Raw genomic sequence first — 16,359 nt, 5'->3', positions numbered from 1 at the left:
GAACACCTGAAATACCCTTGCCTGAATCCGAACTGTTACTTCAGTTCCGGCAATTCGACTTTTGAAGTTTGCAACTCGTCAACGGGCTGAGCCGAAGAGGGCGGCTGGATATTTAGTGTCTTGAGTAATGTTCCGGTACGTGCGTTGATACGGTACGTCGTAAACATCTCGATAAATTGCAGCTCAACGTAACGGCGTTGCGCGGTGAAGACTTCGTTTTCGCTGTCGAGCATATCCAGCAGTGACCGATCGCCTAAGCTGAACTGCTCCTGATAAGCGGTGCGAACCGTCTTGCTTCGATCTGCATAATCTTTGGCGATAGGAACCTGTTTCTCGGCGTTCTGTAACGCGTTCCAGGAGAGGCGTAACTCTTCGTTAAGCTGGCGCAGGGCGTTGTTTTTGACATCCTGCGCTTCCTTCATTTTGTAAGCGTCGGACATTAAGGCCGCTTTATCACTGCCGCCGTTGTAGAGGTTGTAACTCATGCGCACCATCGCCTGCCATTCCTGGTTATGGCCCCGGGTGCCGTCAATGTTGTCATCCATTGTGCGCGCCACTTCCAGATTTACGCTGGGGTAAAAACGTGACTTCGCCGCTTCATATTGTTGCCGTGTGGCTTCCACATCTTCATCGGCTTGTTTCAGTAATGGACTGTTTTGCAACATCACTTTTCGCGCCGCTTCCAGCGAGTCAGGGATCGCCGACTTTGCAGGAAGGGTGAGATCATCGGCTTCTTTACCAACCACGCTCTGATAATTCGCCAGCGAATCATCCAGGTTGGTCTGTTCCGTCAGCAGGTTATTGCGTGCCTGCGCCAGTCGGGCTTCGGCTTGTTCGTAATCGGCCTGACGGCCAACGCCCTGCTCGGTACGTAAGGTAATTTGATCGAAAATACGCTCGTGGTTTTTCAGGTTATCTTCTGCCAGCAGTACCATCTGGCGGCCTCTCAGCACATCCAGATAGGCCTGAATCGCCGTCAGCGCCGTCGTTTCGCTGGTGTCCAGCACCGTCCAGGCGCGGGAGTTGACGGTGGCGGTCTGTCTGGCCACTTCGCTACGGGTGGCAAAACCACTAAACAGGTTCTGCGTCACCGAAATGCTGGATTCGTTGCGTTGCAGATCGCGCTGATGGTATCCCTCTGCGCGCGTGGTGGAGTTATCCGTTCGCTCCCAACCCGTTCCCGCAGAGAGTTCCACGCTGGGATAATATCCCCCACGCGCTGCGCGCAGATCCTGTTCCGCCGAATAGCGACGATTACTGGAAGCGCTCACATCCGGATGCCAGAGGATGGCATCTTTCACCGCTTGCTCAAGCGTCGTGGCGTTCGCGCTTTTCAGTAAAAGCAGCGAGAGCCCAACTCCGAATAACAGCGTATTGCGATATAACATATGTCACCTTGTACTGCGTTGAGGTTTATTCCGGGCAAAAGGGAGCTGAATCATCAGCCTCCATCGCTGTCGGGTTTGGCGATCAAGTTATCCATGTCATCGTGACTGCCTCCATCACCACTGCCCGCGTCATCGCCGCCTTCACCGGGAGGTGCGGCAGGGGCGGGATGATCGGTATCCTCCGTGGGATCGACTGGCGTGGCTGGCGCGCTGTCACCCTGGATAAGGCTTGCCAGATCCTGGTGTTCGTCACCATCAAGGATGATGTCGCTGAAGTTGATCGGCTGATCGTGGTCAAGGCCTGGCGAGGTGCTGTCGCCGCTATCCTGTGAGGCAGTTTCGCTGCCTTCACCCGAAGCGCTGCTGTTGTCAAGCTGCGTTGCGTGAGCCGCTGTCCCGCCCGTGTCGTTCTCAGCCTGCTCACCATCGTCTTCCAGCAGGTTATTCAGCGAACCTGCATCCGTTGTCGATACACTCTGGTCGTCGTGCGCTTCGGCATCTTCGCTGCTGCCAAAGTCCAGACTGATCTCACTGCTATCGACCAGTAATGGCGCACTGGCGTTATCGGCAGCCGTCGCATCGGTATCGGCGGCTGTCTCTGCGTCGGCAGGTGCATCTCCGGCATCGGTGTGGGTATCATCGGTATTCGCGTGGGTATCACCGGCATCGGCATGCGAGAGGTCATCCACTGCGGCGCTGGTGGCTTCAGCGTGCGCGCTATCAGCGGCGTCATCTGCAGGGTGATCGTCGCTGTCGGTCATGTCGGTTCCGCTGACGAATTGCCCGCCTTCCCCGGCATTGAAGCTAAAGTCAGTATCGTGATGCTCAGAGGCGGTAGAGTTCACCTCCATTGAGATATCACCGATATCATGCTGGCCTTCCGGGAGGTCGACGGAAATCTGCCCATCGTAATGGGTGGCATGCTCGTCAAAGGTCAGGGTGTACGACCCTTTGTCGCTGTCATAGCTGACGTCGGTATATTCACCGCTAAACTCAGCGCCTTCCGGAAGCCCGTTAAGGGTGATCGACGTCAGATGATCGTTGCTGTCCGAACTTTCCAGATCCACGTCGACGTTCAGCGTTACGGAGTGCGTAACCTCCGTCGAGCCGCCCAGGCTGGAAGAGGGGCCGTCACCGAAGATAACGCCTTCAATACCGTTCGCATTCCCGATCGGGTACGAGCCATTTTCGGTATTGGTAATTTGCAGGTTATCGATGGAGTTGTTCTGGTGATTTGCCGGGTGATCGACGCCGGAAACGTTGTAATTCGCGCTGTCACCGTTAACAAAGATGTAGTCTTTGCCAGCGCTGCCCTCAGCCACACCATGATTGCCGGTAATGTTATGTACTGGCCTGAAATCATAGTGATCATTCGACCAGTCACCCTGCTGGTAGTAGCCGCCAGTGTGATCGCCCACCACGAAGATATCGGTATGACCGGCCGAACTGCCGTTCACGTTCACGTTGCCGTTGCTGTCGTAATAGTGAATCTGACCCGGATTGCTGCATTCCGGAACGTGATCGCCTTTAATCGCGCCGTCCGGGCTGTCTGGCGTCAGCCAGATTTGCACGTTGTCGCCAATCGCGATAATGACGCCATTCTGCACATCGTAGCCGTTCGGATCTTCACTACCGCCGTTGATATGCATCACGTTGTTATCAGAAGCCTCTTCCGACTGGCTACCCGGAGTAACGCCTACCGTGAGATGAACATCAACGGCTTCGATACTGGTCACGGTCGCGTCTGCGACTGGCACCGCTTGAGCGCTGCTATGGCTGCTTGCTGCCGTATCGGGCTGCGCTGCGGCTGCGTCGCTGGCAGTCTCTTCAGCCGTGGTTGTGCCTGCATCATCAGCGGTTACGGCGCTGGCGTCATCCGTCGCTGTCGTGCCGGAATCATCCGTTGTGGTAGCGGGTGCTTCATCATGCGTGACATCTGTAGCCACGCTTTCTGAGACTGGATGCAGGGTATCAGCCGACGCGCTCTCCGTGCCGCTGGTCAATTGCCCGCCTTCTTCGCCATCGAAGGTGAAGTCGTGATCGATATGATCAGATGCCGTGGAGCCGACATCTATGGTTATCTCGCCGAGATTGCTTGCACCATCCGGCAGGGTAACCGTTACCTGCCCGTCGTAATGGGTAGTGCTGTCATCAAACGTCAGCGTGTAGCTGCCATGCTCAGGATCGTAGGTGACGCTGGTATATTCGCCGCCAAATTGAGCCCCTTCCGGAAGACCATTGATCGTGATCGAGTGCAGATGATCGCTGCTGTCGGAACTTTGCAGATCCACATCGACGTTCAGCGTTACGGAGTGCGTCACATCCGTAGAGCCGCCCAGACTGGAAGAGGGGCCATCGCCAAAGATAATGCCTTCGACACCGTTCGCATTACCGATCGGGTGCGAGCCATTTTCCGTATTGGTGATCTGTACGTTATCAACGGAGTTGTTCTGATGGTTATCCGGGTGATCGACGCCCGTTACGTTGTAATTCGAACTGTCACCGTTAACAAAAATATAGTCTTTGCCCGCTTCGCCCTCAGGTACACCCTGGTTGCCGGTAATATTATTGACTGGACGGAAATCATAGTGATCGTTCGACCAGTCACCCTGCTGGTAGTAGCCGCCGGTATGATCGCCCACCACAAAAATATCGGTATGACCGGCTGAGCTGCCGTTCACGTTACCGTTGCTGTCGTAATAGTGAATCTGACTCGGATCGCTGCATTTGGGAACAAAATCCCCCTGAATTGCGCCGTCCGGGCTGTCCGGTGTCAGCCAGATCTGCACGTTGTCGCCGATAGCAACAATCACGCCATTCTGTATGTCATAACCATCTGGATTGCCGCTGCCGCCATTAATATGAATGACGTCATTGTCAGACGAATTATCCGTACTGCTGCCCGGCGTCACCGTTACAGTCAGATGCACATCCGAATCGCTGCCTGAATCAGAAGGGTGATCAGCATCTGAGTCCGCATCGGCGTCGGCATCGGCATCGGAGTCTGCGTCAGAATCCGCATCCGCGTCGGAGTCTGCATCAGCATCCGCGTCAGAATCGGCATCAGCGTCCGAATCAGCATCAGCATCCGCATCCGCGTCCGAATCAGCATCAGCATCCGCATCCGCATCCGAATCTGCATCGGAGTCCGCATCAGCATCAGCGTCAGAATCCGCATCAGAATCAGCATCCGCGTCGGAATCTGCATCAGCGTCAGCGTCGGAATCGGCGTCGGCATCCGCGTCTGAATCGGAATCTGCGTCCGAGTCCGCATCTGCATCTGCATCGGAATCGGCGTCTGCATCAGCGTCAGAATCCGCGTCTGAATCAGAATCTGCGTCGGCGTCCGAATCTGCATCCGCATCGGAATCTGCATCAGAGTCTGCATCTGCATCAGAGTCTGCATCGGCATCCGAATCAGCATCCGCGTCGGCATCAGAGTCTGCATCGGCATCCGAATCAGCATCCGCGTCGGAATCTGCGTCCGCATCCGCATCGGCATCCGCATCAGCGTCGGAGTCGGAGTCGGCATCGGCGTCCGCATCCGAATCAGCATCGGCATCCGAATCTGCATCGGAATCTGCATCGGCATCGGAATCTGCATCGGCATCAGCGTCTGCATCGGCATCCGCATCAGCGTCTGAATCGGAATCTGCGTCCGAGTCCGAGTCCGCATCTGCATCGGAGTCGGCGTCTGCATCGGCGTCGGCGTCGGAATCCGCATCCGAATCGGCGTCTGCATCCGTGTCAGAATCCGCGTCGGAATCTGCGTCCGCATCGGCGTCGGCATCAGCATCCGCATCAGCGTCAGAATCCGCATCGGCATCGGCGTCGGAATCCGCATCAGCATCGGCATCCGCATCGGCATCCGAGTCAGCGTCTGCATCGGCATCGGCATCGGAATCGGCGTCAGAATCGGCATCAGCATCGGCATCGGCATCGGCATCAGCGTCCGCGTCCGCATCAGCATCAGCATCTGCATCGGAGTCCGCATCTGCGTCTGCGTCTGCGTCTGCGTCAGCATCAGCATCAGCGTCAGAATCGGCATCCGCATCCGCATCAGCGTCAGCATCTGCATCCGCATCAGCGTCGGAATCCGCATCTGCATCCGCGTCGGCATCCGAATCAGCATCGGTATCGGCATCGGAGTCGGAGTCGGCATCCGCGTCCGCATCAGCGTCGGCATCGGTATCGGCGTCTGCATCAGCATCTGCATCTGCATCTGCGTCGGCGTCTGCATCGGCATCGGCATCGGAGTCCGCATCGGCATCAGTGTCTGCATCAGCGTCTGCGTCGGCATCCGCATCGGCATCGGCATCAGTGTCTGCGTCGGAATCGGCATCGGCATCGGCATCGGCGTCTGCATCCGCATCAGCGTCCGAGTCTGCATCAGAGTCTGCGTCGGCATCCGCATCGGAATCGGCGTCGGAATCGGAGTCGGCATCCGCGTCCGCGTCCGCATCGGCGTCGGCATCAGCATCCGCATCAGAATCTGCATCGGCATCGGCATCAGCGTCTGAATCGGCATCAGCGTCAGAATCTGCGTCGGCATCCGCGTCTGAATCGGAATCTGCGTCTGCATCAGCGTCAGAATCCGCGTCTGAATCAGAATCTGCGTCGGCGTCCGCATCGGCATCCGAGTCAGCGTCAGCGTCGGAATCCGCATCTGCATCAGCATCCGCGTCAGAATCTGCATCTGCATCGGTGTCTGCATCCGCATCCGCATCCGCGTCGGCATCCGCATCCGCGTCGGCATCCGCATCGGAGTCGGAGTCGGCATCGGCATCGGCGTCCGCATCCGAATCAGCATCGGCATCCGAATCTGCATCGGAGTCCGCATCGGAATCCGCATCCGAATCAGCGTCCGCATCAGCATCCGAGTCGGCATCTGCATCGGCATCGGAATCTGCGTCCGCATCTGCATCCGCATCGGCATCCGAGTCGGCGTCAGCATCAGCATCAGCGTCAGAATCTGCATCCGAGTCGGCGTCTGCATCCGTGTCAGAATCCGCGTCCGCATCGGCGTCGGCATCAGCGTCGGAATCCGCATCGGCATCCGCATCGGAGTCAGCATCCGCATTCGCGCCAGCGATTTCGGGGCCTTGTTCGGATGCAGGAAGGCCTAATTCTTCACGCAGGTCGCCATCGGGATTATCAATTCCGGCAGTGGGGTATCCGGCGGTGGGATCGAGGATCTCACCGGTAAGATCGAGGATGACCTGAGTGTGGCTACCGCCTTCCTCACCGCCATCCGGCGCGGCGGGTGTGGCATTGGCATTCGGGCCTGCGGCAGGTGCTTCAAGGGTTTGCGTCGGGTCCTGCCCGGCGGCAATCGCCTGCTGGATGGCTTCAACGTCTGTGGATGGGGTTTCGGAGTCCGCGGTTAAAGCAACGTCGTGGCTATCCCAATGGGTATCACGGCCCAAATCGAGGGTTTTTCCATCGGATAAGGTAATCGAAATGGCACCTGCGGCACCCGTATCTATTTGCTCTCCTTCCTGGATTGTGTCGCCTTCAACCAGCAGATGTCTGCTTCCGTCAGGGGAGGTCGCAAAGACTTGTCCTATAACTGTTTTTACGACCCCGACACTCATATAAATTAGCCTCTTAAATACGTCAGATATTTGCCGCTGAATAATCAGAAATGCATTTGTTAAATTAAATAATCGATGCCCGGATAATTATATTCGGTATCGGGATTATTATTTCTAAAGCGTTGTTTTAAAGGTGGTGATTTTTCCTAAAATAAAATCAACATGATTTCTAAGGAAATGTGATTTTTCCTAAGGGTCATCTTATTTTAAGGTTCGTGATTATTCCTAAGATAAAAAAGAAATGTTATTTAAAAGTTATGTGATTTTTCCTAAAAAATAGTATTTATTATAAGTTGATGATTATTCCGAAAGTGAAAAATAATTCAGAAGATCCCCTCATCTTCATCATCGATTAAACGTTCCAGCCCGCTGAGTGTAAGTCGCGCTTGCGTGCGATTAATCAGTTTGCTTTGCGCGGCTTGCGGCAGATCGGTAATACTAATAATTCCTTTACTCATCAATACTTCAATAAGATCCTCCAACACACGAACCATTTCAAGATCGCTTTGCTGGAGCCGTTTAAGCGTCTCCTGATACATGGCATGTATACGAATCCATTCGGTGATTTCTTGAGTATCTTCTTCACGCTGTTCTACCATCCCCGCAAATGGCGAGGATTCGACTCGTGTAATTCGTCCTTCAGCATCGCGTTCAATGTAATACATGCTTAACTCCTGTTGTATTTATGATGTGACTATTAACTTATTGTTTCGACAATAAACCGGGATCGCCGAAGTAACGCCCCATTGCCCCATAGAGACCTATTTTATTGAGTATCGCTAATTCTCCGGATGTTTCCACTCGCTCAGCAATAAGCGGAAGATCGATTTGCCGGGTTGCCCAGTACATCGCTTCAATAAAAATTCTCTTGTCTTCTTCTGTATCAATAAGATGAATATAGGCGCCGTCCACCTTTATCCAGGCCAGCCCCCATTGAGGTAAATTACCTATCAAATTGAATCTACCGCCAAAATGCTGAATACCCAGATGGCAACCCACGGCTTTAAGTTTATTAACCAGTTCATTGACGCGCTCGGCATGGGGCAATTCATTTTCATCCAGTTCGAGTGTTAAGCGACTGGCCTGATTCGGCGCATTTTTTAACAGCTGTAATATCGCATCCAGTTTTTCGTCATTCGCTACGCTTTCACCGCTGATGCTCAGCGCTAAAGGGTAGGGGATATTTGTCATTTCACGCAGTATTTGCTTAAGCATGACTAAATCCATACGAAAGCTGAGTGAAAACCGATGAATCCAGGGCATGAAATGTCCGGCAGGCGTTAATTCGCCATTATCCTCTTTTATTCGCGCCAGCACTTTATAGTGCAAAATGCGCTGTTGATCGTGACAGGAAAATACCGGCTGCGCGTAAAGGATAAACTTTTCTGCGCTCAATACTTTTTCGAGTTTGCTAAGCCACTGGTGATGGTTCTCCTCACTGTATCCCGTTGCTGTTATCCACGGTTCGGCGGCGTAATGTTTCTCCGTTTCGGCCTCCGCCAGCGCGTGATCGGCCTGCGTCAGCACCGCCTGTGGCGTGTCACCCATGCGAAACGTAACATGCGTGAAATAGGCGACGGGCGAGGTATCGCTCATCCCCGTGTCGTTAAGCGCTTTCAGCCGCCTGGACAACGTGTTTTCCAGTTCTGGCGGAAGAAACTCGCCGGTCAGGAGAGCAAATTCACTGCCGCGAATGCGGGCGAGAAAACCCTCGTTGCGCAGGAAGCGTTTCTGTAGTTCGCGCAAAATAGTGGCAATAGATTTCAGTAGTTCATCGGCTTTTTCTGCGCCGATGCGCTGATTCAACCCGATAAGATCCTGCACCCGCAGTAAAATAAGGTTCCCTTCTTTGCTCTCTTCGTCGCTCAGCAGTGATTGCAGTTTGATATCAAACGCGCGGCGGTTATTGAGTTCCGTCAGGCTATCGCGATAGGCGGCTTCACGCAGAGATTCGGTGCGTTCTGCTTGCTCATGAAACAGGGCTTTCAGTTGCGAAACCATCATGTTGCTGGCTTCGACAACACGCATCAGCTCCGGTGTTTTAGGTACATCGGTGACTTTGCGAAACTCGCGGTGGCAGATGGAGCGAGCCTGCTCAACAACGTTATTCAAAGGGCGCAGGCTGCGGTGCAACATGAACATCGCGCACAGGATGCACAGCAAACTGCACAGGCTCAACCACAGGAAACTGGCGACCATATTGTTCCATAACCGGGCCACAGAAAACATCTGATGGCTGACCACTTCAACACGTGCTGCCTGAATCCAGCCATTCATCACAATGGCATCGCCCACGCCTGGCCGCAGTCTCACCAGATGTGCGAACCACTGTGGAACATTCGCACTTTGCGGCGTGCCTTTTCGCTCAATTAACGTCTTACCACTCTTCACATCGACCAGGCGAATGCTGTAGAAATAACCGCTGTCAAAAATGGAATCTACCATCAGCTCGATCACTGCCGGGTCGTCAATATGGCCGGTCAGTGCAACGCCCAGCGCGGTCGCGGCATCCTGAGCGTGCGAGTTCAGCTGATTACTGTATTGCTCACGTGAGCTTTCGAGCGTGATCACGTAATTTCCGCATAAAAGAACCAATGTAAACAGACAGATGCCGATCAGTAGCTGCTTATACAATGACATGGCAATCTCCTATTCTTGAATGACAAATCCTTCCGCCCGCATTCTTGTGAGAAGCTCCTGCCAGCGGGATAAGCGCTTACTGTCGCCGACACGTTTATTTCCCCCGGCTCCTGGCAGCCATAGCCCCTCGCCGTTAAATGCATAAACCGGCAGAAGATCCGGACGCTGCGTGGCCGGTAAAATTGCGGTATTCAAATTATCCAGTACCAACGGGATCGCATCCGGCGTGGCATACCACGTCACCACCATATGCGCCTGGTTCAGTTTTACTGCTTTGACATAGGTGATGCGTAACTGGCTGGCAGGCACGCCAATTTCGCGCAATGTGAAATATTTGGCTAATGCATAATCCTCGCAGTCGCCTTCACCTTTACGTAAAAATTCAATCGGTGTTGCCCAGTAGTCTTCCGTTCCCCAGACCAGCTTGTCATCGCGAAAAAGCATGCGTTGATTAAAAAACTGGTTCACACGATTTAATTTTCCTTTAATCGATTCCTGCGGCGGGTTATTCACCAATATTGCCCATTGATCAATCCGTTGCTGAGCTGCTGGCGTCGCTGCACCATATAACTGGTGCGTGCGGAAATTAATGGCATTGAAATCCCATCTCGCCGCCAATCCGCCGGGAGAAAAAAGAAACACAAGCAACAACCAGAAGCACAAATATCGCTGCCTGCCGTGGCCTGCTCTGGTTGAGTAGAGGCGCCCGTTCATAAGTCAGTACTAAAGAGCCGAGTGTTGTTCAGTTTTCTGAGCGGCTTGTTGTTGCCAGTATTTTCGATAGGCGATGTAACCTGAAAGATAGTGTTCGACATCATCAATCCTGACCCGATAGCTGTGGTGGCGAATAAAAAAGCTGCCAACGATACGCGATGGATTTTTAAAAAACATCGCCAGTTCCGGCCAAAAAAAACCATTAGCCAGATAACGGGCGCGAGTTTCCAGCGCCAGAGAAAATTTTTCAGGATCGTGTTCTTTTAACAAATGCCGGTGCTCAGATTCCGCCAGGCGGGCTATCATTTTTGCCGCCGCCATCATCAGTTCCAGCAGTGTTGGGTAGGTTGTGATCCGGTTCAGTACAAAATCAAGATGGCCATGAACGTTGTCAAGGCCAAACTGGTAATAACGTTCAAGCGGACGATAGAGTGTCAACTCATTCACGCAGTAGCTTAACCAGTGATCGTGCGCCTGCCAGTGCCGCTGAGCGATAAAATAGCCCATCGCCCGTTCAACGCAGGAGAGCCAGCGCGGCTCGCGGGTAATTCCGTACAGGCGCATCAGCGCAAAGGCGGCTTCGCCATCGTAATAGATAATGCGATGCTCAGCTTTTAGTGATAAATCAGCTGCATGCAGTACATGCACAAAACCGCCGGTTTGCGGATCCTGCATATAACAAATGCCATTCGCCAGCCGGTTCATCTGCGCAAGATAACGATCGTCGGCGGTGAGTTCAGCATGTTTTGCCATTGCCAGGATGCAAACTGCGTTACCGCCCAGCTTGATTTCATTACCGCTATCGATAAGAAAATCCGCGCTGCTGCCATCGGGGAGTTGATAATTTTGAATCAGCTCATCGCTCAGGTTTTTCAGGGCGCGTTCGATAGCCCTTCGCTGATCATCGTTGCGGCTCACCTCCCAGCCTTCAAGTAAGGCATAGGTCGAACTGGCGTGGCGTAACGTGTTGTAGGTGGGGATCCGGCGGTCAAAACAGGGAAACCAGCCATATTCATATTGGCCGCCAGGTTTTATCTGGCGCGCCAGATAATCGGTGGCCGACAGGATCATCATCTCCAGTTCATCCTGCCAGTGCGTTAGCTGACGATACCCTGAGTTTCGCCCGTGAGATTCAATGGGCAGTAGCGTTTTACCGTCGGAAAAAAGCGCTCTGGTTTTGAAGCGCCAGATCGGCCGATCCGCCTCCTGCGGCCAGTCGAATCGCGCACCAAAACGCCGACGGGTAAAGTGCGCCAGATTTGCACTATTGGGCGTCGCGACGCCCTGTTTTCCATCATACAGCAGCGCGTTGGCAGCAATTTCCTGTTCCAGAAAGGCATAGTTAAAAGCGGGATCGAAACTTAATCCCCAACGAAAATAGTTACGTTTGGTCGCCGCCAGCTTCTCCTGCAATTTCTCCCAACGCAGTTTTTCAACCTGTTCAACGATATCAACGCGCAGCCAGATCATGTCTGCTTCCCGGATACCACATGAATGTTGCAATGCAGCAGCTCCGTTCTGCCATGCTTCATCGAAACGCTGGCCGCGCCCGCACACAACCTGAGCACGGCTTTTACCATCGCTGGCGCTGAAAAAAATAACCCAGCCAGGTGAGAAAGAGGAAGGCGTGCTAATATCCAGTTGTTCTGCGGCGGGCTGCGTATGTGTAAGTAATTGATGAAGCGACATTTGGCTCCCCGTTAATTTTTAGCGCCAGCAACATCTATTCTTAATAATTTCAGGTTTATACCCTGCAATTGTAGCAGCCCATTGTTCTGGTTCTGGGGGCAAATATGTTATTTCCACTGCGTATCGGAATAATCACATTATTTTTTTTATCCGTTTCTGTTTATGCGGATATACCCTTGTTATGGAATCAAAAAGCCATTAGCAGTAATTGTCCCATTACGGCTGATGAAGTCTGGGTAAAATATGATGGCGGAGTTGACTGTATCCGATATTTTGCAGGTGGAAATATGCAGAATGCACCCCTGGTGGTGGTGGTATTTCTGGGCGATCGTGTGCCTTTTATCAAGCGCGATCCTCAAACTATTCCGGCAAATACCGCGACGGCGCAACGAAAAATCGCACAAAAATTCAGTATACGAACCGGCCTGCCGGTCGTTATTGTTGCCAGACCTGGCACTTACGGCTCCAGCGGTAATCACTATAATCGTCGGCAACGTGCTGAATTTCTGGCGTTAAACGCCACGCTGGACAAGTTGCGACAACAATACAATATCGGGCAGTTTATTTTGACAGGCCATAGTGGCGGCGCAACCGCAGCCTCAGCGTTATTAACGCTCGGGCGTAATGATATTCGCTGTGCGATTTTAACGTCAGGGGCATGGGATCTTCTTAATCGGGCAGAAACGCTGCGTAAAGAACGTGGTGAGCGCAGCGATGCAGGGAAAGATATTACCGGCCTGGAAAATCCTTATGATCCGCTCTACCACATTGATAATATTCCTCCTGATCCGCAGCGTCAGATTCTGATCATTGGTAATCTTCAGGATCAAATCACCCCCTTTGAACTTCAGGTTAAATTTGCACGCGCATTGCGTGATAAACATCATCGCGTCGCTTTAATTGAATCGCCTGCATATCCCCCTGAATATCATAATCTTAAAGGCAATCAAGAGTTAAAGTATGTCAAACAATGCACATCAGCGAGGATGGCAAAGCGCGGAGCTTGAGCGTTTGCTGGGCAGTAAATGGCACGTACAACCTGGCACAGACTGGCGGGCAGATAATATTGCGCTAACCATGGTTGATACCCAAAAAAATAACGGTAAATGTTTATTTATCGCGATGGATGAAAAAACCTGGCATGCCGGTTCCGGGAATATGGGTATTTATGCGGGCTGGAAAGATACTCATGAAGTATTAAAAAATAATTATCATCACTTCTGTGGCGCAATTGTTCAGCATTATCTTGCGGAGCTTCCTGACGGGTTTCCGCAAATGGTTGTGGAAAATACCTATGATGTATTACCGGTTCTCGCCGATGAAGCACGCCGTCGGATGAATGGCACCATTATTGCTATCACCGGTACGGTAGGGAAATCATCGACGAAAGATTTATTACATATGTTGCTGGCGGAGGAGGGGGCCACGATTGCGACACAAGGGAACCATAATACCCGGACCGGAACGATGGTAAGCCTTGCTCGCTGTATTACCGATCCACAATATGCGGTGCTGGAAGTGGCTATTTCCGCATTATGGATGCAGTCTGGCGGCGCGGGGACGCGAATTAAACCCCATATTGTTATCATCACGGAAATAGGTATGACGCAGGTGGGGCGTAATGTGAAAACATTGCGTGATACTGCACGTTTTAAAACACGGTTATGCAATGCGATTTTACCTGGCGGCTACGCGATATTAAATCGTGATATGGATGAATATGATTTTGTATCTCAGGAGGCTATTCGCTACGGCGCCCGCGTAATCAGTTATGGTTTTCATCCGCAGGCTGATGTTCCTGTCACAAATTATGCAGCGGAAACGGACCACTCAATAATAGAAATTTTATTCAACGGCACGGCAATTAAATATCAACTGAATGTGCCGGGAAAAGGCATGGCGAGAAATTCTGTTGCTGCGCTGATTGCCATTCATTTTTCAGGCGGCGATATCAATAAAGCGGCCGGACGTATTGCAGATTACCGTAATCATAAAAATAAATTACAAACCGGGACAATGACGCTGCCTGGCGGCGGTTCGGTGACGCTAATTGATGACAACTATAACGCTACGCTGACCTCAATGTGCAATGCATTTGAAGTTGCCTCCCTGTATCAAATGCGTCCAGGGCAACGGCGTGTTGCGGTTCTCGGGCGGCTGGCAACCCTCGGCGAACTGGCTAAAAAGAGCCATATTGCCCTGGCGGAACCTCTGCTGCAGGCTGGTTTTGATCGGGTCTGGTTGCATGGCGAAGAGATGCGGGATTTGATGGCCGTGTTGCCTGCCGGACGGGTCAGCGGCCACTTTACCCGGGTTGACGAGATGGCTGAAAGCGTGATGGCCGGGCTGAAAGCGGGGGATGTGGTTCTGGTAAAAGGCAGCGTCAGTGACTCCGACTTCCATCAGATCGTCAGGCGAATGAAAAATATCAGCCGTCGTGCGGCGCCAGCGTTAAAAGAGGGTCAGACGGCGGGTGTGTTGATCAATCTTTCCCGCGGTGAGCAGGTGGTGTCGTGCCATGCTGATGCGGTTTTCGAACCCTTGCATTTAAGTCATCTGTTATTAATTACGCAACTTGCTGCCCGGCAGAACAAAAACAACAGCGCGCTGACCACCCCCATCACCGCGAAAACGGTGCCTGCCGGTATTTTGCAAAAAGGCCCGGCATTGGGGCTGAAAGCGGGACAAGAGTACAGCGTAAAATGTCTGCTGCAGGCGATGATCATTCACAACGCCAGAGATGCCGCCGTTAACCTGGCGCATTATCTGGCCGGCGATACGGCGGCGGCGCTTTCGCGCGTGCAGGCGCAGGCAAAGGCGCTGAAGATGACGCAGACGCAAATCAGTAATGTGTCGGGGCGGTTGTGGCGGCAGCAGCAAACAACGGTGCAGGATATCGCGCAGCTGGTTCGCCATTTTTACCACCATTTTCCTCATTTTCTGCACTGGTTTGCCGAAAGCGAAATGGTGTCTGGCGAGCGGCTTTACCGCAAGAGCAGCAACATTCAGGCCGCAGGCCGCGCCAGCTACAGCTATAGCTCCGGCGGGACACCGCGCTGGGGATTTGCCATTCATCGCCACGGCGGCGAGCTATGGCTGGCCTGTGCCGCTGGTGCAGATGATGCTTTTCATCTCGATTATTTATTGGATGAATTGTTAGCGCAGGCGGAAGGAGAGGCAACGGTGGTTAATGATGAGCAGGTCATCACCTTCGATAAAAACGACATTACCGTGGCGCTGCTGGGCGACACCTATTGTGGCGAGTGGTACACGCGCCAGCGTCAGCGCCGCGGCATCGATGATGGGCTGCAACGTTACGGTTACGATCACGCGTTCCTCGGCATTGCGCCGCTACTGGCGGGGAGCGATCTGACGATCGCGAATTTTGAAGCGGCGCTCACCGAGAGCACGCAAGGCACGCTGGCGGGGCGTAAACCCTTTTGTCTTACTGGCGATCCGCTCGCGACAACGGTGACCTTAAAAAATCATGGCATTGATGCTGTGACGCTGGCAAATAATCATGCAATGGACGCGGGGATCGCCGGGCTACGTCGTACACTGGATGCTTTTCATCAGCAAGGAATATCAACGTTTGGCGCGGGAATGAATGCCACACAGGCGCATGCGCCGTTGACGCTGGCGATCAACGACAGGCGTTTTAAATTTTTCAGCGCTTACTGGTTTCGACAATATATGGAGCAGGATTGCGCTTTCTACGCGCAGCCCCGCCGCGCAGGCGTTGCCTGTATCAGTGGAGGATTAACGGAAAAGCTGCGCGAGGAAAAACGCAGCGACGATCCGGCAACGCTGATTGTGCTGGCTCACTGGGGGCAAGATTATCAATGGACACGCCCTCAGCAGCGCCAGCTTGCGAAGCGGTTGATGGATGCTGGCGCCGATCTGATTATTGGCTCCGGCCCGCATATTCCTGGCGATATCCTGCGCACCGGGTAAGGCTGGGTGCTCTACAGCATTGGTAATGGCGTGTTCAACAGCAACGGAGAGTATCAGTCACGCGGAATGCCGCCGTACGGTTTTATCGTGCGTTTGTCCTTAGGGGGCACACAGCCAGCGCTGGAATTACAGCCCATTTTTACCGATAACCAGCAAACATTCTGGCAGCCCCGGCCGGTGAGTGAAACCGAGTTCGAACATGTCATTACGATTTTGCGTGAACAGGGAACGCGCATTACAGAACAACCGCAGCAAGAGGGCGCGTGGATCAAACGTCAGAAAAATGCTCGCCCGGTCATTGTGCTGCCGCTGGATATCCGATTTGCCGGACGTTAATAACAGGCCAGGCGAACAGGAAGGGAAAAGAGATCGATCACAAT

At 53.0% G+C, this 16,359-nt stretch carries 9 protein-coding genes; 3 read left to right on the top strand and 6 right to left on the bottom strand.

Annotation, left to right across the window (positions count from 1 at the left end; all coding sequences use genetic code 11):
* Positions 1-35: 35 nt before the first annotated feature.
* The 6 genes from DK872_RS03150 to DK872_RS03125 all read right to left on the bottom strand — a co-directional run bounded on the left by DK872_RS03150 (position 36) and on the right by DK872_RS03125 (position 12,025).
* Positions 36-1,388 (bottom strand): TolC family outer membrane protein, encoded by a 1,353-nt coding sequence (locus DK872_RS03150; protein ID WP_161518026.1) that lies wholly within the window; start codon positions 1,386-1,388, stop codon positions 36-38.
* A 53-nt stretch (positions 1,389-1,441) separates the two neighbouring features.
* Positions 1,442-6,982 carry a retention module-containing protein gene (locus tag DK872_RS27910; protein ID WP_161518025.1) on the bottom strand — a complete coding sequence of 1,847 codons (5,541 nt, stop codon included), beginning with the start codon at positions 6,980-6,982 and terminating at the stop codon, positions 1,442-1,444.
* A gap of 323 nt (positions 6,983-7,305) precedes the next feature.
* Complete coding sequence (locus DK872_RS03140; protein WP_161518024.1) at positions 7,306-7,647, bottom strand: tryptophan synthase subunit beta; 342 nt, start codon at positions 7,645-7,647, stop codon at positions 7,306-7,308.
* A 37-nt stretch (positions 7,648-7,684) separates the two neighbouring features.
* Entirely contained in the window at positions 7,685-9,622 is a 1,938-nt protein-coding gene (locus DK872_RS03135; protein ID WP_072438508.1) for an EAL domain-containing protein, read from the bottom strand.
* A 9-nt stretch (positions 9,623-9,631) separates the two neighbouring features.
* On the bottom strand, positions 9,632-10,336 hold the full coding sequence (gene lapG, locus DK872_RS03130; RefSeq protein WP_237656150.1) for a cysteine protease LapG: 705 nt from the start codon (positions 10,334-10,336) through the stop codon (positions 9,632-9,634).
* Positions 10,337-10,345: 9 nt separating this feature from the next.
* On the bottom strand, positions 10,346-12,025 hold the full coding sequence (locus tag DK872_RS03125; RefSeq protein WP_161518022.1) for a Mur ligase: 1,680 nt from the start codon (positions 12,023-12,025) through the stop codon (positions 10,346-10,348).
* Between the two features lie 104 nt (positions 12,026-12,129).
* On the opposite strand from DK872_RS03125, the gene DK872_RS03120 reads away from it, so the two are divergent.
* From DK872_RS03120 to DK872_RS03110, 3 genes are read left to right on the top strand one after another with little or no spacing between them, the layout of a single operon-like run.
* A complete protein-coding gene (locus DK872_RS03120) occupies positions 12,130-13,032 on the top strand; it encodes a S9 family peptidase (protein WP_237656149.1) in 903 nt (300 codons plus the stop codon).
* Positions 12,986-15,979: a CapA family protein gene (locus DK872_RS03115; RefSeq protein WP_161518021.1), complete on the top strand. Its 2,994-nt coding sequence runs from the start codon at positions 12,986-12,988 to the stop codon at positions 15,977-15,979. Before DK872_RS03120 ends, DK872_RS03115 begins: the two co-directional genes overlap by 47 nt.
* 6 nt (positions 15,980-15,985) lie before the next feature.
* Positions 15,986-16,315, top strand: a complete 330-nt coding sequence (locus DK872_RS03110; RefSeq protein ID WP_161518020.1) for a hypothetical protein — start codon at positions 15,986-15,988, stop codon at positions 16,313-16,315.
* The last annotated feature ends 44 nt before the right edge of the window (positions 16,316-16,359 follow it).

It is taken from the genome of Kosakonia sp. MH5 (genome assembly GCF_009935945.1).
In the GTDB taxonomy this organism is placed as follows: domain Bacteria; phylum Pseudomonadota; class Gammaproteobacteria; order Enterobacterales; family Enterobacteriaceae; genus Kosakonia; species Kosakonia radicincitans.
This window is presented reverse-complemented; position numbering and strand designations above follow the sequence as displayed.